Consider the following 25224-nt stretch of genomic DNA (forward strand, 5'->3'; position numbering starts at 1 on the left):
AGCGCCCCTGACGCACACCGCGCAGAGCTCGACGGGCCCGGCCTCACGACGGCTCCGGGGCTGAGGTCGACGCGCGTACGCCGTGCCTTCAGTCGTACCGACGTCGGCCGATGGGGTCAAGGGCCTCCCCCGGTGGCGTACGCGTCGCGGACCACGCCGAAGGTGTCTCCCTCGGTCGTGAACACGACCACGGTGCGGCTGGCCACGGGGTCGAACACGGCCAGTGTGAGGAAGGATCCCCCGTCGCCGCCGAAGCCGAACGCCAGCGTGTCGCCGGTGTCGTCGACGGGGATCTGGGCGAGCCCCAGCCCGAGCGGATAGCCGAACACCTTGGACGCCGGAGTCGTCATGAGCTCGAGAGAGGAGTCGCTCACGAGCCCGCCCTCGAACAGCGTTCGGTAGAACGCGTCCATGTCTGCGGCGGAGGTGATCGCCGCACCGTCGACGCCGACGGTCGGTCCGAGCACCCCACACTCGAACATCCCTTGGCCCGCAGCCTGTCGCGGGCGTGGCCACCACGGCCAAGGACCCTCCTGCGATTCGTAGAAGTAGGTCGAGTCCATGCCGAGGGGCGCGAAGATCGTGTCCCGCATGTGCTCGCCGGGGTCCGCGCCCGTCACCGACTCGATGAGGCGCCCGAGCACCATGTAGCCGGTGTTCGAGTAGGTGATGTGCTCTCCTGGCGCCCACAACTCGCCAGCACGGCCCGCGGCCTCCTCGACCTCAGCCACGTTCGCATCGCTCGTGCACGTCCACGACTCGAAGTCGACCTCAGGGATCGCTGCCTGGTGCAGCAGCGCGAGGCGAGCGGTGACCTCCGGCGGGACCGCGAAGTCGACATAGTCACCGATGGGTGCGTCGAGGTCGATCAGCCCCTGATCGACGAGGCGCAGGACCGCGGCGGCCACGAACACCTTCGAGAGGCTCGCCGTTGGCCACGGGCGCTCGGGCTCCATCGGCACGCCGTCGGCGTCGCCGCCCACCGCGACCACCTCGGCGGACTTCGGGTCGAAGACGCCGAGCACCACCGCACCGCGCTCAGAAACGAGCGTGTCCGCTGCCAGCCTCTCGAGAGGGCTCTGCGGTAGATCCACGGGCGCCGGGGAATCGGGGACCGCGCTCATCGTCGGGAGACCACCGTCCGCTGCAGCACCATGACCGACGCATGCGGCGAGCACCAGCGACGCCCCGGCCGCGAAGAGCACGAGCGCTCTCCGTACACGTGTCGCCCCCACCGGCGCCCTGCTCGCCATGGCAGACCTCCCCGTCGCTACCTCAACGACTAGAACGCGCGCGGGCGCGTCACCGCGGGGTCGATCTCGAAGCTGGGCAGCCGGCGGGCCACCCCCGGTCACTCGGGACGGTGGGGTCGACGCTCAGCCCGAGGAGGCACCTCCTTCGCGGCGACGATGCTGCCGGCGGGGATGCGTTCGAGCCCTCGCACGCCGTCCACCACGACCGTGTCGTCGTCGACGCTCACCAGCTCACCGAGGGCATCCGTCGCCTCACCGCTGGGGATCAAGTAGCGCACGACAACCCGTGCGCCGGGTGCAGGCAGACGAATGAGGTCCCGTCGATCGCGCTCCTCAGACATGACCCCATCCTCCCAGAACCGCTCCGCCGCGCCCTCGCGGACGATGGCGCCCACCACGCGACTAGGCTTTCATGGTGATCGGCCTCCACCCGCGAATCCCCTCGACCAGGGTCCGCACCTGCCCTCCCGCCTGGAGCCTCGCGGCGCGGGACATGGACGCGGACGTCGAGCGGTGAACGCGATCTTCGACACGCTGCGGCGCTGGCCCGATGTCGAGGCGCCCGGACTCGTCGCCGTCGACGCAGCCGATCGACTGATCCTGGATGAGTCCGCGGAGCGACGCGCGTCAGCGCAGCCCGGCGACGTCGTGGTTTTCAACGACGCCTACGGTGCGCTCACCCTCGGGGCGGCGCATGCCGGCGCGAGCGGGGTACGGACACACATCGACGCGCTCACCGGGGAGCGCGCGCTAGACGCCAACGCAGCTCGGCTGTGCCTCACCGACCGGTATCGCTCGGCACCCCTCGACGACTCACTGGTCAGCGGGGCGCGAACGGTCCTGCTCCGTCTGCCTCGCTCCCTCGACGCGCTGCGCGACATCGCCGGCCTCATCGCCGCGCACGCCGACCCGGACGTGGTGGTCGTCGCGGGCGGGCGACTGAAGCACATGTCCGTGTCGATGAACACGGTGCTGCGCGAGCACTTCGGACGGCTCGACGTGACCCACGCACGGCAGAAGTCGCGGGCTCTGATCGCCCGCGCGCCGCACGATGGTCGCGATCCCAGTCCCGCAGCCGCACAGGTCGAGGGCCTTGAGGTCCGCGCCTACGGCGGCGCCTTCGCCGGCGCCCGGCTGGATATCGGCACGCGCCTGATGCTCGAGAGCCTCCCCGACGCGCTGCCGGGCGGCACGCCGGACGATCCCTTGATCGATCTGGCCTGCGGCACCGGCATCGTCGGCGCGTGGATCGCGACGCGACATCCCGGCGTGCATGTGCATTCCTGCGATCAGTCGGCTGTCGCAGTCGCGTCGGCGCGGGCGACCATGCGCGCGAACGGCGTCCAGGACCGGGTTGCCGTGGTGCGCGACGACATGCTGGGGACCAGGCCGTCCGCCAGCGCGTCCTTCATCGCCTTGAACCCGCCGTTTCACTCCGCCGCAGCCGTGACCGACCTCATCGCGCCGCGCATGTTCGATGACGCCGCCAGGGTCCTGCGCCCCGGCGGCCAGCTGTGGTGCGTGTGGAACTCCGCCCTCAGGTACCGGCCACTGCTCGAGCGTGCGGTCGGCGACACCGAGCAGGTCGCGCGCAACGCCAAGTTCACGGTCACGGTGTCGACGCGTCGCTGACGGGGACGGCGCGCGCTCTCGACCGAGGCCCGGGTCCGTAGAATGGAGCGGGTGTCCACGCCGCCTGCATCCGACGAACGCCACCATCGCATCGCCCCCGACGATCTCGAGGTGACCCTACGGGTTCTTGCCTCCCTGAGCGATGTCGATGAGCAGGACCCCGACTTCGTCACGGTGCGCAACGCGACCGCTCACATGATCAAGGCAGTCAAACAGAGCAGGCGCCGGGAGCGTCGAGCCACCATCGCCGCCAACGACGCTGCCGTCGTCTCTGCCACGGCGACCGGCGCAGCGGACCGTATCGATGACGAGACCCGGGGCCTCACGCTCGAGGCGCGCGCCGCGACCCCAACGGCGGGCGAGTACCTCAAGGCGCGGCCGTGCTACATCTGCAAGCAGAAGTACACGCTGGTCGACTCCTTCTACCACCAGCTCTGTCCCTCCTGCGCGCAGACGGGCCACGCCAAGCGGCACGCGCGCACGGACCTGCGAGGACGCCGCGCCCTGCTGACGGGTGGGCGCGCAAAGATCGGCATGCACATCGCGCTACGTCTGCTGCGCGACGGCGCGGACCTCACGCTCACCACGCGCTTTCCGCGCGACGCGGTGCGCCGCTTCGCGGCGATGTCCGATGCCGCGCAGTGGCTGAACCGCCTCACCGTGGTGGGCATCGACCTGCGCGATCCCGCACAGGTCGTGGCCCTCGCCGACTCCGTCGCGGCGGCCGGCCCCCTCGACGTCCTGATCAACAACGCGGCGCAGACCGTACGCCGCTCCCCCGACGCGTACGCGCCCCTGGTCGAGGCCGAGTCTGCTCCCCTGGAGCACGGCCTCTGGGCCGACGGCGAAGGCCCCCACCTGCTCACCTTCGGACGCACCACGGAGACTCACCCCCTGAGCATCGAGGCCTCCGCGGCGACACACCCGCTGCTCGCGTCCGCACATCTCGCAGAGACGGGCGCTCGTGAGGCGCAGCGACTCACCGAGCAAGCGCTCGCGCCCGGCTCGTCTTCGCTGGCCAGGCTTGCCGATGGCACCGCCATCGATGCGGGCGGCCTGGTGCCGGACCTCCACGGCACCAACTCGTGGGTCCAAGCAGTCGGCGATGTCACCCCTCTGGAGCTGCTCGAAGTGCAGCTGTGCAACTCGACCGCACCGTTCATCCTCATCAATCGCCTCCGTCCGGCGCTGGCCGCGGCGGCCGCCGCATCGGCCTCCGCTCGTTCGTACGTCGTGAACGTCTCCGCCATGGAGGGCGTGTTCGAGCGGGGCTACAAGGGACCGGGCCACCCGCACACGAACATGGCGAAGGCTGCACTCAACATGCTCACCCGCACCAGCGCTCGGGAGATGTTCGAGTCCGATCAGATTCTCATGACCAGCGTCGACACTGGCTGGATCACCGACGAGCGCCCGCATCCCACCAAGGTGCGCCTCGCCGAGGAGGGCTTCCACGCGCCGCTGGACCTCGTCGACGGCGCGGCGCGCGTGTACGACCCGGTGGTGCGCGGCGAGGCCGGCGAGGACCTGTTCGGCGTCTTCCTCAAGGACTACGCGCCGTCGAAGTGGTGATCGACGTCGCCACATCCGGGACCGGGGTGCGGCCCGCCATCGCCGCGCCTTGACCAGGCGGGGCTTGCTCACGCACAAGGGCCGCCCCTCCTGGCGTGTACCAGGAAGAACGGCCCTCGTGTCTCGGTCGGGCTGACAGGATTTGAACCTGCGACCCCCTGACCCCCAGTCAGGTGCGCTACCAAGCTGCGCCACAGCCCGAGTGACCCTCCTGCGGCGGCGAACCGGCGCGATGAGGGCCGCGGAACAGTTTACACAGCCCGGAGGGTCCCGGAGGACGTCAGCCGTTGATTCGTGCCGCCGCGAGGCGCGCGCCCTCGCCGAGCGACCGCAGCTTGGCCCACGCGATCTGCGGGTGCACGCGACCGCCCAGACCGCAGTCCGTCGACGCCACGACCCGCTCGGGACCCACGATGTCGGCGAAGCGCTCGATGCGATCAGCCACCAGCTCCGGGTGCTCGACCACGTTCGTCGCGTGGCTCACGACGCCAGGCTGGAGCACCACGCCGTCGGGGAGGTTGGCGTCGCGCCACACCTTCCACTCGTGCTCGTGACGCACGTTGCCGGCCTCGAACGAGTACTCCCCCGCGCGAACCTCGAGCAGGAGGTCGAGGATGTGGCGCAGCTCGAGGTCGGTGGTGTGCGGCCCGTGCCACGAGCCCCAGCAGATGTGCAGGCGCACCTGCTCGCGGGGCAGGCCCTCGATCGCGTGGTTGATCGCGTCGATGCGCGTGCGCAGGAAGGCTCGATAGTCGGCGACGGACGGCTCGGGATTGATCTGGTCCCAGCTCTCGGCGAGCGACGGGTCGTCGATCTGCACCGTGAGCCCCGCGTCGACGATCGCGCGGTACTCCTCGCGCATCACGTCCGCCCACGCCCAGATGTGCTCCTCCTCCGACGCGTAGTGCGCATTACCGGTGCGCGCGCCGGATCCTGGAGCGATCGAGGTGATGAACCCGCGCGCGAGTCCGTGAGCGTCGAGCGCTCCTCGCAGGCCCGCCACGTCGGCGGCGACCGCGTCCTGCCCGCGGTACGCCAGCGGCGCCACCGTGATGGGCCAGAACGGCGGCTCGCCGAGCAGCACTCCCGAGGTCGGGTCGTTGTAGGCCTCGGCGAACGTCACCCAGTCACGGCGATCGGTCATGGTCGTGAGCCGCACGTCGCCAGGACCCGAACGCACCGGCTCCGGCGCGACGGGCTCACCCTGCGGCAGTGCGAGGCCCTCCACGCGCTGGAAGGCGTACGACCACCATGCCCCGAAGTCGTGGGCCGTCGTCATGGCCTTGCCGTATTCGCCGTCGCCGACGATGGTGATGCCCGCCTCGACCTGGCGGGCGACAACGTCGCTCACGGCGGCAGCGGCGAGCTCGCGGTACTCGTCGGTGCGGACGAGCGTGAAGCCGTCGTCCGCGACGGACAGCGCCTGCGTCGCGGCGACGAGCTCGGGCGAACGCGGCAGCGAGCCGGCGGTCGTGGTCTGGATGGTCACATCGGTCATGGCGGGTTCCTCGGGGTGCGACAGGACTTCGGGCACCGCGCGCAATGCCCACCGGCGTGGGTCCGAGGCCTCGTTTGATGCGAGCAGCGCCGTCCATTCTGCCGGGCCGGCGGCAGCCCGCCAAACCGAGCGCCGATGCGCTCGTCGCCTCACTGGTCGAACGGCCAGCGTGGGCGCGGTACCGTCACCGCATGAGCACTCTGTCGGGTCACCAGTCCACCATCTCCCGCGGCGAGCACGCCGCGACCATCGCGAGCGTGGGCGCAGCCCTGCGCGTCTACACGGTGTCGGGGGCCGACGTGGTGGTGCCGTTCGCGGAGGACGACATCGCCCCGGCGTTCCACGGCATGGTGCTGGCGCCGTGGCCCAACCGCCTGCGCGACGGCCAGTACACGTTCGCCGGCAAGGACCTCCAGGTTCCGGTGTCCGAGCCGGCCCTTGGCACGGCGCTGCACGGGCTCGTGAGCTGGATGGACTGGAACGTGACCTCGCACACCGAGGACACCGTCACGCTGGCGCTCGCGCTCCCGGCGAGTCCCGGATACCCCTTCCGACTCGACCTCGAGGTGACGTACGCGCTGGGTGACGAGGGCCTCACCATCACCACGGTCGCCCGCAACGACGGCGACGAGGCGCTCCCGTACGGTCTCGGCTTCCACCCGTGGTTCTCCCCCGGCGACGCGCCGCTGGACGCCTGCTCGCTGCAGCTCGACGCGCAGTCGATCGTGACGGTCGACGACCGCCTTCTGCCCACCGGAGCCAGCCCCGTCTCGGGCGAGTTCGACCTTCGTGCCGCCCGGTCGCTCGACGGCCAGCCCTACGACCACGCCTGGGTCGACCCGATCCACGACGCGGACGGCCGATCCTGGGCGCGCCTGACCCGCGCCGACGGCACCTCGATCGCCATCTGGGCGGACAGCGGCGCGACGGCGTGGCAGGTGTGCACCGGCGACGCGGTCCCCGGGGTCCTGAGGGCGGGCGTCGCGATCGAGCCGATGACCTGCATCGCGGACGCCTTCCGCACCGGCGACGACCTCATCACGATCGCGCCGGGCGGCGAGCACACCCTCGCCTGGGGCATCCAGGTGGGCTGACCCTCCCGCGCGCCGTGACCGCCACGATCGACACCGACTACGTCGTCATCGGCGCAGGCGCCGCGGGCATGGCGTTCGCCGATGCGCTCGTCGCCCACTCGGACGCCACCGTCACCCTCGCGGACACCCGGGACGCACCCGGGGGCCACTGGCACGACGCCTACCCGTTCGTGCGCCTGCATCAGGCGTCGCCGTTCTACGGCGTCGCGTCCACGATGCTCGGGGGCGCGCGCCAGCGCGGCGGCCCTGAGGACGGCCTGCTCGAACGCGCGACCGGTGCCGAGGTGCTCGAGTACTACGCCACCGTGCTGCGTGACGTCCTCGAGCCCACCGGACGGGTCGAGTTCCTCCCCGCGACGCGCGTCGAGCCCGACCGCACCTGGGTGAACGTCGCGACGGGTGCCCGAGGGCGCATCGGCCCCACCACTCGCATCGTCGACGCGCGACTGCTGTCCCCGACCGTGCCATCGACCACGCCGGCCCCATGGGAGGTCGACGACGGCAGCCGGGTGGTGCCGGTCGGCGACCTCGCCAGCCACGATCCGGCCGGTCCGTTCGTCATCGTCGGGTCCGGCAAGACGGCGACTGACGGCATCGTCCACCTGGTGAGCCGTGGGACGGATCCGAGCCGCATCACCTGGGTGCGACCCCGGGATCCGTGGATGCTCGATCGCGCGCACGTCCAGCCGGACGCCGCGGTGTTCCAGGCGATGACGGCGACCGTGCTCGAGGAGGCGGAGCGCGCGCCGGACCTCGACGGGCTCTTCGCGGCGCTGGAACGCGCCGGCATCATGATGCGCCTCGACACCTCTGTCACGCCGACGATGGCGAAGGCGCCCACGCTCGGTCGGTGGGAGCTTGAGCTGCTGCGCTCCGTCGAGGACGTCGTCCGCCTCGGCCGCCTCAGGACCTCCGCGCCGGGCCTGCTCCGCATGACCGGTGGCGACGTGAGGATCCCGCGCGAAGCCACGGTGGTCCACTGCGCGGCCGACGGCCTGCGCCGGCCGCGGCGCACGCCGGTGTGGTCACGCGACGCGATCACGCTCCAGACGGTGCGCGCCGGCTTCCCGTGCTTCGGCGCCGCGCTCATCGGGTACGTCGAGGCCACGCGCAGCTCCGACGACGACAAGAACCTCCTGTGCCCGCCGAACGCCTACGGCGACTCGCTGGCGGACTGGGCGCTCATGACGCTTCGCGGCGCGGACGCGGTCGCGGGCTTCATGTCCGAGCCCGACATCGCGGCCTGGGCGCACTCCACCGCGCTGAACCCGGCGCGTGTGACGGACCCGGACGCACCCGGCGTCGCCGAGGCGCGCGCTCGCGCCTCGCGCGCGCTGCCCGGCGCAAGGCGCGCGCTGGCCGCCTTCGCGGGCGTCTCGGCCTGACGGGGCGGGCTCGCTCGCGCGACGCCCTGCTCGTCGGCGGTTACGAGCACGATGCGCGGACCCAGAAGTGGAGCGCTGCGAGCGCGGTGCCGCAGAACGCGCACGCGACGTGAGCTCCCTCCGGTTGCGCGAGCCCCGCCACAGGGGGCTCACTGGTGGGACTGGGCTGACCGGCGACGCACAGTGTGACGGCGGCCGTGAGATCGCGGCCGTGAGATCGCGGCCGTGCGATCGAGCGAGCCAGCCGGCATGGACGCCGTGGGGCACGTGGTCACGGCCGCGGACGAGAGCGAGGCACGATGGCATCCGACGACACAGCCGGGGTCCCGGCCGGCACGGGCACCGAGGGCACTGCCGATGCGTACGCCGGGCGGGTGCTCGACGCGGCGCTGGGCACGGTCGACATCCTGGCGATCCACCTCGGCGATCGGCTCGGCTGGTATCGCGCTCTGCGCGACCACGGGGCGCTGACGAGCGGCGAGCTCGCGCGTCTGACGGACACCGACGAGCGCTACGCGCGCGAGTGGCTCGAGCAGCAGGCCACGGCCGGGTTCCTCGTCGCCGAGGACGGCGTGCACGGCGCGTTCTCCCTGCCGGCGGGCGCGGCGGAGGCGCTCACCGACGATCGCTCGCTCGCCTACGTCGCGCCCCTCGCGCGCATGCTCGCCGCCTCCGCAGCGCAGATGCCCGCGTTGCTCGCGGCGTACCGCGACGGCGGTGGGGTGAGCTGGGACGAGCTCGGCGACGACGCACGCTGGTCGCAGGCCGACATGAACCGGCCGTGGTTCGAGTCGCGGCTCGCTCCGGCGCTGGCGAGCGTGCCGGAGGTCGACGCGATGTTGCGAGCACCGGGGTGCCACATCCTGGACGTCGCGTGCGGCGCGGGCTGGAGCGCCATCGCGCTAGCACGGGCGTATCCCGAGGCGAGCGTGCTCGGGGTCGACATCGATCGCCCGTCCGTCGACCAGGCGACCACCAACGCGGCGGACGCAGGCCTCGGCGACCGCGTCGCCTTCCGCGCCGGGGACGCGGGCGCGGTGCTCGATGATGACGCGGCGTTCGACGTCGCGTTCGTCTTCGAGGCGCTGCACGACCTGCCGCAGCCGGTGGAGGTACTCAGCGCGATCCGCGGCGCCCTCGCTCCCGGCGCACCGCTGATCGTCATGGACGAGGCCGTCGCCGACGCGCTGACGCCGGGCGACGACACCGAGCGGCTGATGTACGGATTCAGCCTTCTCGTGTGCCTTCCCGACGCGATGTCCACGACGCCGACCGCCGCGACGGGCACGGTGATGCGGCCGGCGACGCTGCGGGCGTACGCCCGCGACGCGGGCTTCACCGACGTCGCGGTGCTGCCGATCGAGGACTTCGCGCTCTTCCGGTTCTACGCCCTGACCGGCTGAGCCGGCGCCCGCTTTCGCCCCGGTACGCCTACGGTTGTCCTATGAGCACCGACACTCCCGCGCCCACCGAGGCCGAGACGACGCCCTCTCCCACCTTCGCCGACCTGGGCCTGGGCGACTCGGTGCTGCGCGCCGTGAAGGCGCTGGGGTACGAGACGCCATCGGCGATCCAGGCGGCGACGATCCCGCACCTGCTCGCGGGCACGGACGTCATCGGGCTCGCGCAGACGGGTACGGGCAAGACCGCGGCCTTCGCGCTGCCCATCCTCGACCGGCTCACCCCCGGTCGGAAGAAGCCGCAGGCGCTCGTCCTCGCGCCCACCCGTGAGCTCGCGCTGCAGGTGTGCGAGGCCTTCGAGCAGTACGCGAACCACCGCACGGGTGTGCACATCCTGCCGGTCTACGGCGGGCAGGGCTACGGCGTGCAGCTGTCGGCGCTTCGCCGCGGCGTCGACATCGTCGTGGGAACGCCCGGGCGCATCATGGATCACCTCGACAAGGGCACGCTCGACCTGTCCGAGCTCGACTACCTCGTGCTCGACGAGGCCGACGAGATGCTCAAGATGGGCTTCGCGGAGGACGTCGAGACGATCCTCGCCTCGACTCCCGAGGACAAGCAGGTCGCGCTGTTCTCCGCGACCATGCCCGCGCAGATCCGGAGGCTGTCGCAGAAGTACCTGCGCTCGCCCGAGGAGGTCACGGTCAAGCGGCAGACGGCGACGTCAGCGAACATCGCGCAGCGCTACCTGGTCGTGTCGTACCAGCAGAAGATGGACGCGCTCACCCGCATCCTCGAGGTCGAGAACTTCGCCGCGATGATCGTGTTCACCCGCACCAAGAACGAGACCGAGACCGTCGCGGAGCGCCTGCGCGCCCGTGGCTACGCCGCGGCCGCGATCAATGGCGACGTCCAGCAGGCGCAGCGCGAGCGCACCATCCAGCAGCTCAAGGACGGCAAGCTCGACATCGTGGTGGCCACCGACGTCGCGGCGCGTGGCCTCGACGTCGAGCGCATCAGCCACGTGGTGAACTACGACCTGCCCGTCGACAACGAGTCCTATGTGCACCGCGTGGGCCGCACGGGGCGCGCGGGTCGTACGGGAGATGCCATCAGCTTCGTCACGCCGCGCGAGCGCGGGCGGCTGAAGTCGATCGAGAAGGCGACCAAGCAGCCGGTGACGCCGATGGGCCTGCCGACCGCGGACGACGTCAACGCGACGCGCCTGACCCGCTTCGACGACTCGATCTCAGCGGCGCTCGAGCAGCGCGAGCGCATCGACCGCTTCCGCGACATCATCGCCCACTACGTCGAGCATCACGACGTGCCCGAGGCCGACGTGGCGGCCGCGCTCGCCGTGGTCGCCCAGGGCGAGACGCCCCTGCTGCTGGACCCCGAGCAGGACCGGCCCCAGCAGGTCGGCTTCACGGAGCGCAGCGGCAAGGACCGCGCGCGCGACGACCGCGGCCCCCGTGACGGCGGCGACCGGCGCGCGCCCTCAGGCGGCCGCATCGCCTATCGGATCTCGGTGGGTAAGCGCCACAAGGTCGAGCCCCGCCAGATCGTGGGCGCGCTCGCGAACGAGGGCGGCCTGCAGCGGGGCGACTTCGGCCGCATCACCATCAAGCCCGAGTTCTCCCTCGTCGAGCTGCCCGAGCTCGACGACGAGTCGATGCGCCGCCTGTCCCGCACACGCATCAGCGGTCAGCTGATCGAGCTGCAGGTGGACCGTGGCCCTGGCTCCCACCGCAACCGTCCCGACGGCCCTCGCCAGGGCGGCAAGCGCTACGAGCGCTCCAACGACCGCGACCGGCCCCGCTCCTCACGCAAGCGCGGAGACTGGGACGAGCGCGCATCGGCCGATCGCAAGCCGTACCGCAAGCCCCGTCACAAGGACCGCTGACCCCCGGAGCGCTAGCCGAAGTACCGGCCCGGCCGGTGGTTGATGGCGAGCACCATGTTGAGCAGCACGGCACCGAGGATCGAGTACGCGAGGATGTCGAGCGGCACGAGCGCGAGCGACGCCACGACGACGAGCACGTCGAGCGCGCCCTGCACGTAGCCGGCGCGGATGCCCTTCGACTCCTGGAGGTAGGCGGCGAGGATGCCGAAGCCGCCCGCGCTCGCGCCGTGACGGAAGATCATGATCATGCCGACGCCGATGCTGAGCCCAGCGAAGATCGCGGCGTACAGCGGAGCGATCGAGGAGACGTCCAGGTACAGCCCGTGCACCGCTGACAGCGCCGAGATCAGCGTCACCGTGATGAGCGTCTTGATGGTGAACGTCCATCCCATGCGCCTGACCGCCAGCCAGTAGAACGGCAGGTTGACGAGGAAGAACACCAGCCCGAACGACGCGCCCGTCCAGTAGCTGCCCAGGATCGCCACGCCGGCGAGGCCGCCGGAGACGCCGCCGATCTGCTCGAGCAGGAACAGGCCGAAGGACATGAGGAACGCGCCGGAAGGCAACGCGAGAGCGTCCTCCCACAGGGCGTGCCTCTCGGCGATGGGCGGATCGACGACGGACACGCGGAAGCCTCCTTGTGAGGGCTGAAGGGACGGTGCGCGGGTAGCGCACCACCCATTGTGGCCGATGCGGGGCCGCTCCCCCGCCGCCTCAGCCGAAGGCGCCCGCGGCGATCAGCCCGAACGCCGTGCCCCACAGGACGATCGAGACCATCTGCCACCCGATCACCGCGCGTCGCGACGCGCCGAAGCCCACCATGGCCGCTGACGTGATCTGAGACGGGAGCACCGTCTGACCCAGCAGCGACACCCCCGGCACCCCGTAGCGGTCGAACATCCGCTTGAGCCGCGCCCGCTTGGGGCTCAGCTCCTCCTCGCCAACGGTCCGGTCGCGGATGCGTCCGGTCACGTAGACGAACCCGATCATCGAGGCAACGTTGCCGACGGAGGCAGCCGCGATCGCGACCACCGGCGCCAACCCGATCGCGACCCCCACGAACGCCCCGAAGTACGACTCGATGAAGGGCACGGCGGAGATCAGCGCGATGGCCGCCCACTGCAGCCAGTCGGGAAACGATCCTGCGAACTCCTGCAGTCCCTCGAGCATCGGGGCTCCTCTCACCTGGCGGGCGTCGTGTGCGCGGCCCAGCCTAGGCGCGCCGAGCCGACTTGCCTGGCACCCGCGCGGCGGCGTACACCTTGACGGTGACTCGCGACCCGGTGCCCACCGACGGCGGCGCCCGCCGTGACCCCGCAGGTGCACGTGGCGACGGCGCGCCGAGCACGGGCACGGCACCCCTTGAGAGGCCCACAGCCAGCGAGAGGACCGTCGCCCGCGATGCCTCGGCCGCTCTCCCGGACTCCGTGCCGATCCTCGTCGTCGGCGCCGGCCAGGCCGGGCTGTCGGTCGGCTATCACCTCCTGCGCCGCGGGCTCGAGCCGGCCGGGGACTTCCTCATCGTCGACCGAGGCCCCGGAGCCGGGGGCGCGTGGCAGCACCGCTGGGACACGCTGCGTCTCGGCGACGCGCACCGGATCGCGGACCTGCCGGGGATGGGCGAGACCGGTCGGTCGTTCGACTCCGCTCCGACCGAGCCGCCCGCCGCGGTCGTCGTCGGCGACTACTACGCGCGCTATGAGGACGCCTTCGCGCTCGACGTCGCGCGTCCCGTCGACGTGACCGACGTGCGCACGGACGCCGACGGCACATTCGTGGTCAGCACGGCCGATGCGCGTGCGGACGTCCGCACTCGGGTGCTGGTGGCTGCCGTGGGAACCTGGGGCAGCCCACGCCTGCCGGACGTGCCGGGCGTGGAGGACTTTCGCGGCCGCCAGATCGTCACCCCCGAGTTTCGCTCGCCCGCCGACTTCGCTGGACTCCGGGTCGCCATCGTCGGCGGCGGCGCCTCCGCTCTCGGGTTCCTGCGCGAGGTGTCACCGGTGGCGACCGGCGTCCGATGGTTCACTCGCCGCCCACCAGCCTTCTCAGACCCAGCCAAGGGCTTGAGCGAGGACCTCGGCCGCGAGTCCGTTCGCCTCCAGGACGAGGCAGCACGGGCCGGGCGCGAACTGCCCAGCATCGTGTCCACCACCGGCATGCCCCTCACGCCGCGCCTGCGCGCGCTGCGCGACGCCGGACTCCTCGAGCGCAGCCCGATGTTCGCGCGGGTGGTGACGGATGGCGTCGTGCACGCCGATGGCACGTTCGAGCCCTTCGACGCCATCATCTGGGCGATCGGATTCCACGCCGACCTGGGGCCGCTGCGAAGCCTCGGGCTCGACGCACGCCGCGGCGTGCGGGTCGCGGACGGCCACGCGCTGGATGTTCCGGGGCTGTTCCTCGCCGGCTACGGGCCACAGGCGTCGACGATCAGCGCCAATCGCGGGGCGCGCCGGATCGCGCGGGATGCGCAGCGCTACCTGAGCGACGGACGGTGGCCGCCCGCCCGGTGAGCCTCAGCCCAGCAGGCCGATCGCCGGGGCGACGACGACCAGGTACATGCACATCAAGAAGATCGCGTGCACCAGCGTGAACCCGGCTGCGGTGCCGACGGTCCCGGGCTGGGAGAAGTGCCGGGCGGTCTTGGCGACCATGCGGTGCGGGCGCACCACGTCCCAGCTGTTGAAGCGCAGGTGACGGCCGAGGTAGATCCCGAACCCCGTGAGGGTCATGAGCACGGCGGCCGACACCCACACGAGGGGCCCTTCCAAGGGGCTGTCGTCGTTCGGCAGCGCGATGAGCACCACCGCCGCCTGCACGAGCACCACGCTCACGAGCGAGTTGATCACGCCGGACATCGCGAGGCTGAGCACCAGCACGATGTCGTACCAGAGCGGCACGCTCTCACCCTCGCGCCGGTGGCTGAGGTTGAGCTCGGTGATGAGGTACGCCGAGTTGGGCAGCGCGAGCAGCCACGCGATGCCTCCGAGGATCGCGACGAGCCACACGAGCCACGGTTGCGGCGACATCGTCGCGACCACGAGCAGCACGACGATGGTCGCCACCGCGATGAGCGCGGGCGCGAGCGACAGCCCGATGTTGAGGACCATGGGCCGGTAGACGCGGGTGTGGAACAGCGGGCCCCGCAGCAGCACGAGCGCCGCCGCGTACACGTTGAGCAGCGCCGCGCCGACGACGACGAGGACGATCTCGGCCATGGCCCTATCGAATCACGGGCGCTGGAGCGAGCCCGGCTCGGTAGCGCGCGCCTCGCGTGCCGCCGCCTCGAGCAGCGCCCGGTCGCCGACGTCCACGAGCGCGTCGAGGCCGCGCGTCTCGGCGCGTCGTGAGGCGGCGTGGAGCACGGCTGCCGTCTCCGGTGACGCGAGCCCCGTGAGATGACGGACGACGCGCTGGATCCTCAGTCCCACCTCGATGACGGCGGCGCCGTCGCGGGCGATCGGTCGCACCGCGTCCTCGATCGCGTCCGCGAGGTCCAGCGACGGCACGTGGACGTCCGGGTGCTCGATGGCGTCGTCGGGATCGGTCGTCAGCAGCGCTGTCAGGACTCGTTCGATGGCGCCGAGCGCCTCGATCGCTGACCCGGGATCGTTGGTCGCTGGCGACAGCGCGCGGGAGCCGATCTCCCCCAGCGCGACGAACCCCAGCCGCGGATCCTGCTCGTACGTGCGGTGCGCCTCGACCCGCACCGCGCCGCGCAGCGCGCTCACGACCTCGTCGTCCGCCATGCCCTCGACCTCGACGATCGGGGTCCCGCGGCCGATGGACGTGCCGGGCACGACGACCAGGTGGACCGTCAGCCGGTGGCGACCCGCGACGCGCTGGAGGGCAGCCATGTCGACACCGGTGACGATGCCCGCACGCTCCGAACGGACCGTCCGCGCGCTCGCCGGCACGTCGACGGCGGGTCGGCCGCCCAGGTGCGGTCGGCGCGCATGCGCGCACGCGGCCTCCGTGGCGGCCGCCTCGACGCGATCGATGACGTCCGCCATCCGGCCGAACCCGGTGAGGTGCTGGATCCAACGCGTGAGCGTGACGACGATCACGGCGATGACGACCAGCGTGCCGATGAACAGCACCGTCCGCCCGGACTCGCCGTAGTAGCCCGTCGACAGCGCGACGATCCCCACGATGGCGAACACGAAGGAGCCGAGGAACGTGCTCAGCGCATTCTGCGACGTCGGGTCGGCGACGAGCAGCTGGATGGCCCGCGGCGTGGTCCCCGCAGAGGCCGTGGTGTAGGACGTGAGCATCGCGGTCAGCGAGAAGGTCGTGACCGCGAGCATCGACGTCGCGATGATCTGCAGGATGCTCGTGACGGAGTCCTGGCCCAGGTCGACCTCGAGGGCGCTGGGCCACACCCGCCCGGCCACGCCAGCGACGAGCGCCAACGCGATCGCGACCGCCGTGAACACCGCGAGCCGGAACCAGATCCTCTCGGCCAGGCGCCTCGCGGCGGCTCGCCAGCCAGTGGGCTGCATCGTCCCTCCTTGACGCCATTGTCGCCGACGCGGGCCGCGCGGTCCACGACCGCGCGGCGCGCGCCGGGTCAGGCCGGCGAGGTGGAGGGGCTGTCGGGCTCGAGGATCGCCGCGCCGAGCCAGGACTCCGGGATGCCCATGCCCTCGACGAGCGCCAGCGCGTGCGGACGCAGCTCCCGGCAGAGGTCGTTGATCTGCGCCCCGATCGCCTTCGAGCGTCCCGAGCTGATGCGGTTGTGCTCCATGAACCAGGCACGATCGTCGTGGATGGACTGCAGCGCGTAGAGGCTGCAGACCTTCTCGAGCACGTCCTTGGTCTCGCCGTCGGACTGCGCCTCGAGCGCGTCGACGAAGGCCGTGAGGATCCGCTGCTCCATGTAGGCCCGCGCGACGAACTGGACGTGATCGCCCAGGGCGTTGAACGCCTCGAACTGGTCGCCGCCGGCCTTGCTCGCGGCGCGCATGCGGCGCGCGAGCGCGTCGAGCGCGTGGCGCGCGCGCTCCTGGAACATGAGGGCGTGCCACCTGCGGTCGACGAGGGTCGTCTCCTCAGGGCGACGGCGCACGGCGTCGGCGAGGGCGCCGAGCACCAGGCCCGCCGACGTGGCCTCGGCCACGGCGTCGCCCGCCACTCGAGCGGTCGCCTGGACGACGCCGGTCCGGTCGAGCTCGCTCCACTCCTTCTTGTAGTCCGTGAGGAGCGCCTTCGCCACCAGTTGCATGAGCACGGTGTTGTCGCCCTCGAAGGTCGCGAAGATGTCGACGTCGCGCCGCATCTCGACGAGCTGGTTCTCGCTGAGGTAGCCGGCGCCGCCGCACGCCTCGCGCGCCTCCTGCACGGACTGGTTGGCGAACCACGTGGTCACGGCCTTGAGCCCGGCGGCATGGGTCTCGAGGCTGCGCTGCTCCTCCTCGGTCGATGCCTCGGGGCCCTGGACGTGAACCAGGTCGACGATGAGCTCGTTCTGCGCGAAGCCGAGCGCGTACGCCCGCGCGATGCGCGGCAGCAGGCGCTTCTGGTGCACCAGATAGTCGAGAAGCAGCACGCCATCGGGGCGCCCGGACGCCGGGAACTGGCGCCGGGCGATCGCGTAGCGGGTGGCGATGGACAGAGCACGTCGCGCGGTGATGCCTCCGCCGCCGCCGACGCACACCCGACCTCGGACCAGCGTGCCGAGCATGGTGAAGAAGCGACGGTTGGGGTTGTCGATCGGCGACGCGTAGACGCCCTCCTCGGTGACGCCGCCGTAGCGGTCGAGGAGCATGCGGCGGGGCACCCTGACGTGGTCGAAGCGGATGGTGCCGTTGTCGACGCCGAGCAGCCCGCCCTTGTGGCCCTGGTCGCCCGTCGTGATGCCGGGGAGGTCCTTGCCGTCGTCGCCGCGCAGCGGGACGAGGATGACGTGGACGCCGTGTCGCTCGTCGCCGACGACGAGCTGGCCGAACACCGCGGCCATCGTGCCGTGCGTCGCCGCGTTGCCGATGTACGCCTTGGTCGCGCCCGGCGTGGGCGAGTGGACCTCGTACTCGTCCGTGTCGGGCAGGTAGGTGATGGTCGTGTCCAGGCTCGCGACGTCGCTCCCGTGGCCCAGCTCGGTCATCGCGAAGCCGCCCAGCAGCTTCATCGACGTGATGTCGGGGAGGTAGGTCGCGTGGTGCCAGTCCGTGCCGAGGTTGGTGACAGCACCGCCGAACAGCCCGAACTGGACCCCGGACTTGATCGTCACGGACAGGTCGCCGTGGGAGAGCATCTCGAAGGCCAGCACGGCGGTGAGGGGATCCGAGACGGTGTCGGCTCCCTCGGGCACCCCGACGTGGCCGAAGCCGTGCGCGTCGAGGTCGAGCAGGCGCTGGAGGGTCCACTCGCGTGATGCCTCCACGTCGAGCTCTGGGTCGCGCAGCATGTCCTCGGAAGGGAACGTGGCCCGTCGCACCGCGCGCTCGGCGGCGTAGGGCCCGTCGAGCGCCACGCGCAGCGAGGCGCCGAGCGTCGTGAGGCGCTCCTCGCTGAGCGGGGTGTGCTCGATGATCGAGCTCTCGGGGTGCGTCAACGTCATTGTCAGACCTCCTGTGAGACGGGGATGGTCGCCGATGCGGCCATCCGGGCGGGTGCGAAGAATTGGGCGATGTGGGCGACCACCTGCTCGCGCGGGGGGCGCGGTGAGGACGCCATCCAGTGGTCGGCGGTGGACTTGATGAAGCCGACGATGCCGTGGCCCCAGGTGCTCGCGGCGTCGGGTGCGATGCCACGCTGCACGAGGTGGCGCTCGATCTCCGCGGAGATCTGCTCCCCGATGAGCCCCGGCAGGCCGCGCACGGGGTCGGCGACCGCATCGGCGCCCTGCGGGGGCGGCGTCATGACGAAGCGGTAGATCTCCGGGTCCCGCTCGACGAGCTCCAGGTACGCGTCCGCCAGATCTGCTGTGAGACGTCCCAGGTCGGACGGGTCGGACAGGTGGAACGCGGCGGACAGGCCCGACCGGATGTATCCGTGGACGGACTCGACGACGGCGTCGTAGAGGCCCTCTCGGTCGCCGAAGTGGCGGTAGATGACCGTCTTCGACGTCCCCGCGCGAGCGGCGATCGCGTCCATGCCGACGCTGGCTCCGTGCACGCGGATGGCGCGCAGGGCGTGCGAGACCAGCTCCCGGCGCCGGTCGGCGCGGTGCTGCTCCCATCGGGCGTCTCTGCCGTCAACGGTCATGTTCCTCACAGTAACCGAAACTCTCGGTATCTGCTACTGTCGGTATCGGATAGTTTCTCTCAACGATGGAGGCACCGCATGACCCACAACGCCGTGGTGATCGGGGGCAATCGCACCCCCTTCGCGAAGGCCGGCGGCCCGTACGCCGAAGCGTCCAACCACGACCTGCTGACGGCCGCGCTCGACGGCCTCATCGCCCGCTTCGGCCTCGCCGGCGAGCGGATCGGCGAGGTCGCCGGTGGCGCCGTCCTCAAGCATTCCAAGGACTTCAACCTGACCCGCGAGGCGGTGCTCAGCTCCGCGCTCGCCCCCAGCACGCCCGCGTGCGACCTGCAGCAGGCCTGCGGGACGGGCCTCGAGACCACCATCTACATCGCGAACAAGATTCGCCTGGGTCAGATCGACTCGGGGATCTCGGCCGGCGTCGACTCCACGTCGGACGCGCCGATCGTCGTGTCGGATTCCCTACGGCGCACGCTGCTCAAGGCCAACGCCGCACGCTCGGCCGCGGACCGCGTCAAGGCGCTCGCCAAGATCCGGCCTTCCCACCTCAAGCCGCAGGCACCGTCGGTGGCGGAGCCGCGCACAGGCCTGTCGATGGGCGAGCACCAGGCGCTCACCACCGAGCGCTGGGGCATCACGCGTGAGGCGCAGGACGAGATCGCCGCCGCCTCCCACCACAAGCTCGCCGCCGCGTGGGCCGATGGCTTCTTCGACGACCTCGTCACCCCGTACCTGGGCGTGCCGCGCGACGCGATCCTGCGGCCCGACACCTCGGTCGAGAAGCTCGCTTCCCTGCGTCCTGCCTTCGGCGGCCCGCGAGGCTCCATGACGGCCGGCAACTCCACGGCGCTGTCGGACGGCGCGGCCACCGCGCTACTCGCCTCTGAGGAGTGGGCCGCGGAGCATCACCTCCCCGTCCTCGCGAAGGTCGTCGACGCCGAGGTCGCCGCGGTCGACCATCCCGGTGGCGACGACCTGCTGCTTGGCCCGGTGGCCGCGGCGGGACGGATGCTCGCGCGCCAGGGGCTCTCGGTGGCGGACTTCGACCTCGTCGAGATCCACGAGGCGTTCGCCTCGACCGTGCTCGCCACGCTCAAGGCGTGGGACGACGAGGACTACTGCCGCGGCCTCGGGCTCGACGGCAAGCTCGGGACGATCGATCCCTCGCGTCTCAACGTGACCGGCTCGTCCCTCGCGGTGGGTCACCCGTTCGCCGCGACCGGCGCGCGCATCGTCCCCACCCTCGCCAAGCTGCTCCACGCGAAGGGACCCGGCTCGAAGGGCCTCATCTCGATGTGCGCCGCCGGCGGCCAGGGGGTCGTGGCGATCCTGGAGGCGGTGTGATGGGCGCCCTCGAGAAGCTCTACTACTCCCCCGCGGGCAAGGCCATCGCCGGCAAGGCGGGCCTGAAGGAGCCGCCGCGCCTGCGTCGCGGGCGCGAGTGGCCCCAGGGACCGATCGTGCTCGCGTCCATCGGAGGAGGCGAGCTCGCCGCCGAGACGATGCGCCTGCTCGGCCGCTCCACCGAGGCACCCGTCGTGGATGAGGGCGCGGACGCGCCCGGCTACGGCTCGCGCATCGGCGCTCTGGTCGTCGATGCCACCGAGGCGACGTCCATCGCGCAGCTCGAGGAGCTCCGCGCGCTCCTGCGTCCCGCGGTGAGGTCCATCGAACGCTCCGGGCGCATCGTCGTCCTGGCTCGGCCGGCCGCAGGCGACTGGGAGTCCCGCACCGTCTCGCGCGCCCTCGACGGGATCAACCGGACCGTCGGCAAGGAGCTGCGTGGGGGCGCGACGGCGACGCTGTTGTACGTCGACCCCTCGGCGCGCGCCGGCGACCTCGTGTCGACGCTGGGCTTCGTGCTGCAGGGCAGGGCCGCATTCGTCGACGGCCAGGCCTGGACCGTCGCGGGCGCCGACCAGCCTGCGGAGTCGCTGCAGGCGCGGCCCCTCGACGGACGAGTCGTCGTGGTGACCGGCGCCGCACGTGGCATCGGTGCGGAGATCGCTCGCACCCTCGCTCGCGACGGCGCGAGCATCGTCGCCGTCGACATCCCGCCCGCCGGGGAGTCGCTCGCCGCGATCGCGAACGAGGTCGGCGGCACCGCGCTTCAGCTCGACATCACCGCGGATGACGCGGGTCGGCGCCTCGCGGAGCACGTGGCGCAGCGCGGCGAATCGATCTACGGCATCGTCCACAATGCCGGCATCACGCGCGACAAGATGCTCGTCAACACCGACGCCGCCCGCTGGGCCTCGGTGCTCGACGTGAACCTCGCCGCCCAGATGCGGATCAACGAGGTACTGCTCTCCGCGGACATCCCCGGCGGCATCGCCGACGGAGGGCGCATCGTCGGCGTCGCCTCGACGTCGGGCCTCGCGGGCAACAAGGGTCAGACCAACTACGCAGCCTCGAAGGCGGGGGTCGCCGGGCTCGTTACCGCCATGGCGCCGGACCTCGCGGCGCGCGACATCACCGTGAACGCGGTCGCACCCGGGTTCATCCAGACCGAGATGACGCAGAAGATCCCGTTCGTCCAGCGCGAGGTGTTCCTGCGCTCGAACTCGCTCAGCCAGGGCGGCCTGCCGGTCGACGTGGCGGAGACGATCGGCTACCTGCTCGACCCGCGCTCCCAGGGCCTCACGGGACAGGTGATCCGCGTCTGCGGACAGAACCTGGTGGGAGCATGAGAGGGGCCCAGGTCGCGGGTCGAGAGGTCGAGCACCTCGATGCCATCCCTGGCATGGGCGCCGCATTCGCGCGCGCCATGGTGCCGTCGCGCACGTCCCGCGTCACGCTGCCGCGCCGCATCTCGACGGTGCACGACGTCACGCAGAACCGCGCACGCCTCGCGGACTACGCCCGGGTGTGCGGCTTCACCCTGCGCGATGCCGTGCCGCCCACGTGGCTGCACGTGCTGACCTTCCCCCTGCACATCCACCTGCTCGGCGACCCGCAGTCGTCGGTCAAGCTCGTCGGGGCCGTCCACACGTCGAACTCCATGACCCTCCACCGACCCGTCACCGCGGACGAGCGGCTTGAGCTGTCCGTCCACCTCGAGGGCCCACGGCCGCATCGGCGCGGCGCGCTGGTCGACCTCATCGGTCAGGTGCGCGTGGACGGCGAGCCGGTGTGGGACGGCGTCACGACGTACCTGGCTTCCGGCGCATCCGTCGAAGGTGAGCCCGAGGAGGTCGAGCGTGCCCCCTTCGAGCCGCGCAGCCCCCAGGCCCGCTGGCGTCTGCCCGCCGACCTCGGTCGGCAGTACCGCCGCGTCTCCCAGGATCCGAACCCCATCCACACGAGCCGCGTCGCCGCCAAGGCGTTCGGCTTCGCCCGGCCGATCATCCACGGGATGTGGACCCACGCTCGCGCGCTCGCCGCGCTCGAGAACCGGCTGCCTGCCGCGTTCACGACGCACGTCGACTTCGTCAAGCCCATCCTGCTGCCGAGCAGCGTCGGCTTCGTCGCCTCCGAGACCCCGGGCGGCGTCCTCGCGGACGTCGTGACCAAGGACGGCGCCAAGCCCCTGCTGCGGATGCGGGTCGAGGAGGCGGCGTGAACCTCTGGTGGCGACTCGCGGCCCGCTGGCTGCGCCTGCGCCGGCCCGAGCCCGCCTCCCTCTGGGACGACGTCGTCACCTCGTTCCGCGTCATGCCGACCGACCTCGACGTGCTCGGCCACATGAACAACGGTCGCTACCTCACGCTCATGGACCTTGGCCGCTATGAGCTGCTCAAGCGCTCAGGGTGGTGGGAGGAGTTCGGCCGCAGGGGCTGGGCCGCGGTCGTCGCGGGCCAGACCATCACCTACCGTCGCGAGCTGCGGCTCGGCGCCAGGTTCGATCTGCATACCCGCGCGATCGGCGTCGACGACCGGTGGATCTACCTCGAGCACCGGTTCATGGTCGGCGACACCGTCCACGCGCACGCCGTGGTGCGCGGCCGCTTCGTCCGGCGCGCCGGCGGCACCGTCGACACCCACGAGATCGAGGAGGCCGTGGGCGGCTTCCCCGACCACCTGCGTGTCGAGCCCTGGATGACGGAGTGGACGCACCACACGCGCTCACCTGTCAGTTGAGGGCGCTCGACCCGACTACAGTTCCACCAACGCCTTGCCACCAACGAAGCCACCAGCGACATCAATGGAGATGAATCTGATGACCACCCCGGACTCCACCAGCCCCGCCCGTCCCCACGACCCCGTCGGGGACGAGGACCGCGCCTGGTACGCGTTCTATCCCCCCGGCGTCCCGCGCGTCATCGACGTCCCCGCCGAGCCCAGCCTTGGCGCGATGGCCGCCGGCGCGGCCGAGCGCTACGGCGACAGGGTCGCCTTCTCCAACCTCGGCGGCACGCTGAGCTTCCGCGAGGTCGACGCTGCCGCCACCGCTGTCGCGTCCTACCTCCAGAAGGAGCTCGGGCTCGCCAAGGGTGACCGCATCGTGCTGCAGATGCCCAACCTCCTCCAGTACCCCGTGGCGCTCTACGGCGCGCTCAGGGCCGGGCTGATCGTCGTCAACGCGAACCCGCTGTACACCGCGGACGAGCTCGCCAAGGTCGTCGCCGACGCCCAGCCCAAGGCGATCGTCGTCCTCGCGAACTTCGCGGACAAGCTCGAGCGCGTGCTCGCCGATCACCCGATCGAGCACGTCATCATCACCGAGGTCGGCGACCTGCTCCACCAGCCCAAGCGCGCGATCGTCAACCTCGTCGCGAAGCGCGTCAAGAAGATGGTGCCGGCGTACTCGATCCCGCGCGCCCTGCCCTTCCGCGCCATGCTCGGCGGCGACCCGGCGGCCTTCACCGACCCCGGCGTCCAGCCCACGGATGTCGCCTTCCTGCAGTACACCGGCGGCACCACCGGCGGCACCAAGGCCGCTGTCCTGACGCACTGGAACCTGCTGTGCAACCAGGAGCAGTTCATCGGCCAGCTGCGCGCCGTGCTCGAGGAGGCGAACTCCACCGTCGTCGCCGCGCTGCCGCTCTATCACGTGTTCGCCCTCACGGTGAACTGCATCGGCTTCTTCCGCTTCGGCGGGCACAACGTGCTCATCACCAACCCGCGCGACATCCCGGGCTTCGTCAAGACGCTCGACGCGTCCAAGCCCGACGCTCTGGTGCTCGTCAGCACCCTCGCCGGGGCGCTGATGGACAACGAGGACTTCGCCAAGCTCGACTTCTCCAACGTCAAGATCTCCGTCGCGGGCGGCATGGCGCTGCGCTCCGCTGTCGGTGCCCGCTGGCGCGAGATGACCGACTCCGACATCATCGAGGGCTACGGCCTGACCGAGGCGTCGCCGGTGGTCAGCGTCAACCCCACCCACCTGCCTCCGCGCGTGGGCACCATCGGCGTCCCGCTGCCGTCGACCGACGTGAGGGTCCTCGACGACGAGGGCAACGAGGTCGCTCTCGGCGAGCCCGGCGAGCTCGCTGTGCGAGGTCCGCAGGTCATGTCGGGCTACTGGCACAAGCCGGAGGAGACGGCCGCGGTGATCACCGACGACGGGTGGCTGCTCACGGGCGACGTGGCGACTCTCGACGAGGACGGCTATCTGCGCATCGTCGACCGCAAGAAGGAGATCATCGTCGTCTCCGGGTTCAACGTGTACCCGGGCGACATCGAGGACGCGGCGATGCTGCACCCGAAGGTCTCCGAGGCCGGCGCGATCCCCGTGCCGGACGACCACGCCGGCGAGGTGCCCAAGGTGTTCGTCGTCAAGCGTGACGACAGCCTCACCGAGGCCGAGCTCGCGGCGTTCCTCAAGGAGCGCCTCACGGGCTACAAGCGGCCTCGCCACATCGAGTTCATCGACGAGCTCCCCAAGACGAACGTCGGCAAGGTGCTCCGTCGTGGGCTGCGCGAGCTCGAGGAGTCGCGCTCGCAGACGCCTGCGAGCTGACCTTCCCCTCAGGAACGTTCGTGGCGCCGATGCGCCTGCCGGGGCCGCTCCGTCACCTCAGCTGACGCCGCGGTGTCGGTGGCTCCTCCTACCCTGAGCGCACACGCCTAGGAAGGAGCCGACGATGGCGAGCTACGGACGAGACATGGATCGCATCCACAAGGAGATGGAGCGTCAGACGCGGCTCCTCGAGGCCATCCTCAAGGAGCTGCGCGACCGGTCGCGGTGAGCTCAGGACACGTTCCCTTCCGCCCGAGGCGGCGCCGTGCTTCCGTGCGGTGAGGTGAAGCGCCGACGTTCCTCGTCAGCACGTGGTGCCGTGGGACTCAGCCGCGCCGCTGCGCGGAGCTGCGGCTCCACGTGGCGACGCGC

At 71.4% G+C, this 25224-nt stretch carries 21 protein-coding genes and 1 tRNA gene; 12 read left to right on the forward strand and 10 right to left on the reverse strand.

The genetic code is table 11. The features are described 5' to 3' along the window. Nucleotides 1-116 precede the first annotated feature (116 nt). A complete protein-coding gene (locus B7K25_RS02250) occupies nt 117-1124 on the reverse strand; it encodes a serine hydrolase (protein WP_159450090.1) in 1008 nt (335 codons plus the stop codon). A gap of 227 nt (nt 1125-1351) precedes the next feature. Then, nucleotides 1352-1594 (reverse strand): hypothetical protein, encoded by a 243-nt coding sequence (locus B7K25_RS02255; protein ID WP_084103815.1) that lies wholly within the window; start codon nt 1592-1594, stop codon nt 1352-1354. A 172-nt stretch (nt 1595-1766) separates the two neighbouring features. Here B7K25_RS02255 and B7K25_RS02260 point away from each other — a divergent pair, with 172 nt between their 5' ends. Both B7K25_RS02260 and B7K25_RS02265 read left to right on the forward strand, forming a co-directional pair. Further along, complete coding sequence (locus B7K25_RS02260; protein ID WP_234988071.1) at nt 1767-2885, forward strand: methyltransferase; 1119 nt, start codon at nt 1767-1769, stop codon at nt 2883-2885. 51 nt (nt 2886-2936) lie between these two features. Further along, nucleotides 2937-4457, forward strand: a complete 1521-nt coding sequence (locus tag B7K25_RS02265) for an SDR family NAD(P)-dependent oxidoreductase (protein WP_234988040.1) — start codon at nt 2937-2939, stop codon at nt 4455-4457. Between the two features lie 127 nt (nt 4458-4584). Here the strand turns inward: B7K25_RS02265 and B7K25_RS02270 are convergent. Together B7K25_RS02270 and B7K25_RS02275 are read right to left on the reverse strand one after the other, a co-directional pair. Continuing rightward, nucleotides 4585-4658 (reverse strand) — tRNA-Pro (locus tag B7K25_RS02270). Between the two features lie 79 nt (nt 4659-4737). Then, a complete protein-coding gene (locus B7K25_RS02275) occupies nt 4738-5955 on the reverse strand; it encodes a cobalamin-independent methionine synthase II family protein (protein WP_084103819.1) in 1218 nt (405 codons plus the stop codon). 191 nt (nt 5956-6146) lie between these two features. Here B7K25_RS02275 and B7K25_RS02280 point away from each other — a divergent pair, with 191 nt between their 5' ends. From B7K25_RS02280 to B7K25_RS02295, 4 genes are all read left to right on the forward strand, one after another. Beyond that, nucleotides 6147-7049, forward strand: coding sequence for an aldose 1-epimerase family protein (locus tag B7K25_RS02280; RefSeq protein ID WP_084103821.1), 903 nt, complete (start codon nt 6147-6149; stop codon nt 7047-7049). A gap of 14 nt (nt 7050-7063) precedes the next feature. Continuing rightward, nucleotides 7064-8434, forward strand: a complete 1371-nt coding sequence (locus B7K25_RS02285) for an NAD(P)-binding protein (protein ID WP_084103823.1) — start codon at nt 7064-7066, stop codon at nt 8432-8434. A gap of 299 nt (nt 8435-8733) precedes the next feature. Further along, nucleotides 8734-9837 carry a class I SAM-dependent methyltransferase gene (locus B7K25_RS02290; RefSeq protein ID WP_084103825.1) on the forward strand — a complete coding sequence of 368 codons (1104 nt, stop codon included), beginning with the start codon at nt 8734-8736 and terminating at the stop codon, nt 9835-9837. Nucleotides 9838-9878: 41 nt separating this feature from the next. Further along, nucleotides 9879-11738: a DEAD/DEAH box helicase gene (locus B7K25_RS02295; protein ID WP_084103827.1), complete on the forward strand. Its 1860-nt coding sequence runs from the start codon at nt 9879-9881 to the stop codon at nt 11736-11738. Between the two features lie 11 nt (nt 11739-11749). Here the strand turns inward: B7K25_RS02295 and B7K25_RS02300 are convergent, their stop codons facing one another. Both B7K25_RS02300 and B7K25_RS02305 read right to left on the reverse strand, forming a co-directional pair. Then, nucleotides 11750-12364, reverse strand: coding sequence for a YitT family protein (locus tag B7K25_RS02300; RefSeq protein WP_234988041.1), 615 nt, complete (start codon nt 12362-12364; stop codon nt 11750-11752). An 88-nt stretch (nt 12365-12452) separates the two neighbouring features. Continuing rightward, on the reverse strand, nt 12453-12908 hold the full coding sequence (locus B7K25_RS02305; RefSeq protein WP_084103829.1) for a hypothetical protein: 456 nt from the start codon (nt 12906-12908) through the stop codon (nt 12453-12455). Between the two features lie 98 nt (nt 12909-13006). Between B7K25_RS02305 and B7K25_RS02310 the strand changes: the two genes are divergently transcribed. Next, nucleotides 13007-14254, forward strand: a complete 1248-nt coding sequence (locus B7K25_RS02310) for an NAD(P)/FAD-dependent oxidoreductase (protein ID WP_234988042.1) — start codon at nt 13007-13009, stop codon at nt 14252-14254. A 3-nt stretch (nt 14255-14257) separates the two neighbouring features. Here B7K25_RS02310 and B7K25_RS02315 read toward each other — a convergent pair whose 3' ends face one another. The 4 genes from B7K25_RS02315 to B7K25_RS02330 all read right to left on the reverse strand — a co-directional run bounded on the left by B7K25_RS02315 (nt 14258) and on the right by B7K25_RS02330 (nt 18947). Further along, nucleotides 14258-14959, reverse strand: a complete 702-nt coding sequence (locus B7K25_RS02315) for a DUF1361 domain-containing protein (protein ID WP_084103831.1) — start codon at nt 14957-14959, stop codon at nt 14258-14260. Nucleotides 14960-14971: 12 nt separating this feature from the next. Next, a complete protein-coding gene (locus B7K25_RS02320) occupies nt 14972-16243 on the reverse strand; it encodes a DUF2254 domain-containing protein (protein WP_084103832.1) in 1272 nt (423 codons plus the stop codon). Between the two features lie 68 nt (nt 16244-16311). After that, nucleotides 16312-18300 (reverse strand): acyl-CoA dehydrogenase, encoded by a 1989-nt coding sequence (locus tag B7K25_RS02325; RefSeq protein WP_084103834.1) that lies wholly within the window; start codon nt 18298-18300, stop codon nt 16312-16314. Between the two features lie 2 nt (nt 18301-18302). Continuing rightward, nucleotides 18303-18947 (reverse strand): TetR/AcrR family transcriptional regulator, encoded by a 645-nt coding sequence (locus tag B7K25_RS02330; protein ID WP_084103836.1) that lies wholly within the window; start codon nt 18945-18947, stop codon nt 18303-18305. Between the two features lie 78 nt (nt 18948-19025). Here B7K25_RS02330 and B7K25_RS02335 point away from each other — a divergent pair, with 78 nt between their 5' ends. The 5 genes from B7K25_RS02335 to B7K25_RS02355 all read left to right on the forward strand — a co-directional run bounded on the left by B7K25_RS02335 (nt 19026) and on the right by B7K25_RS02355 (nt 24852). After that, nucleotides 19026-20294, forward strand: a complete 1269-nt coding sequence (locus B7K25_RS02335) for an acetyl-CoA C-acetyltransferase (RefSeq protein ID WP_084103838.1) — start codon at nt 19026-19028, stop codon at nt 20292-20294. After that, entirely contained in the window at nt 20294-21640 is a 1347-nt protein-coding gene (locus tag B7K25_RS02340) for a 3-oxoacyl-ACP reductase (RefSeq protein ID WP_084103840.1), read from the forward strand. The genes B7K25_RS02335 and B7K25_RS02340 overlap by 1 nt, the downstream gene beginning before the upstream one ends. Next, nucleotides 21637-22512, forward strand: a complete 876-nt coding sequence (locus tag B7K25_RS02345) for a MaoC/PaaZ C-terminal domain-containing protein (RefSeq protein ID WP_084103842.1) — start codon at nt 21637-21639, stop codon at nt 22510-22512. Before B7K25_RS02340 ends, B7K25_RS02345 begins: the two co-directional genes overlap by 4 nt. Continuing rightward, the gene (locus tag B7K25_RS02350) at nt 22509-23030 is read left to right on the forward strand and encodes a thioesterase family protein (RefSeq protein WP_084103844.1); all 522 of its coding nucleotides are present in this window, start codon (nt 22509-22511) and stop codon (nt 23028-23030) included. The genes B7K25_RS02345 and B7K25_RS02350 overlap by 4 nt, the downstream gene beginning before the upstream one ends. Before the next feature lie 79 nt (nt 23031-23109). Further along, the gene (locus tag B7K25_RS02355; protein WP_084103846.1) at nt 23110-24852 is read left to right on the forward strand and encodes an AMP-binding protein; all 1743 of its coding nucleotides are present in this window, start codon (nt 23110-23112) and stop codon (nt 24850-24852) included. The last annotated feature ends 372 nt before the right edge of the window (nt 24853-25224 follow it).

This window comes from Demequina sp. NBRC 110056, from assembly GCF_002090155.1.
GTDB lineage: Bacteria > Actinomycetota > Actinomycetes > Actinomycetales > Demequinaceae > Demequina.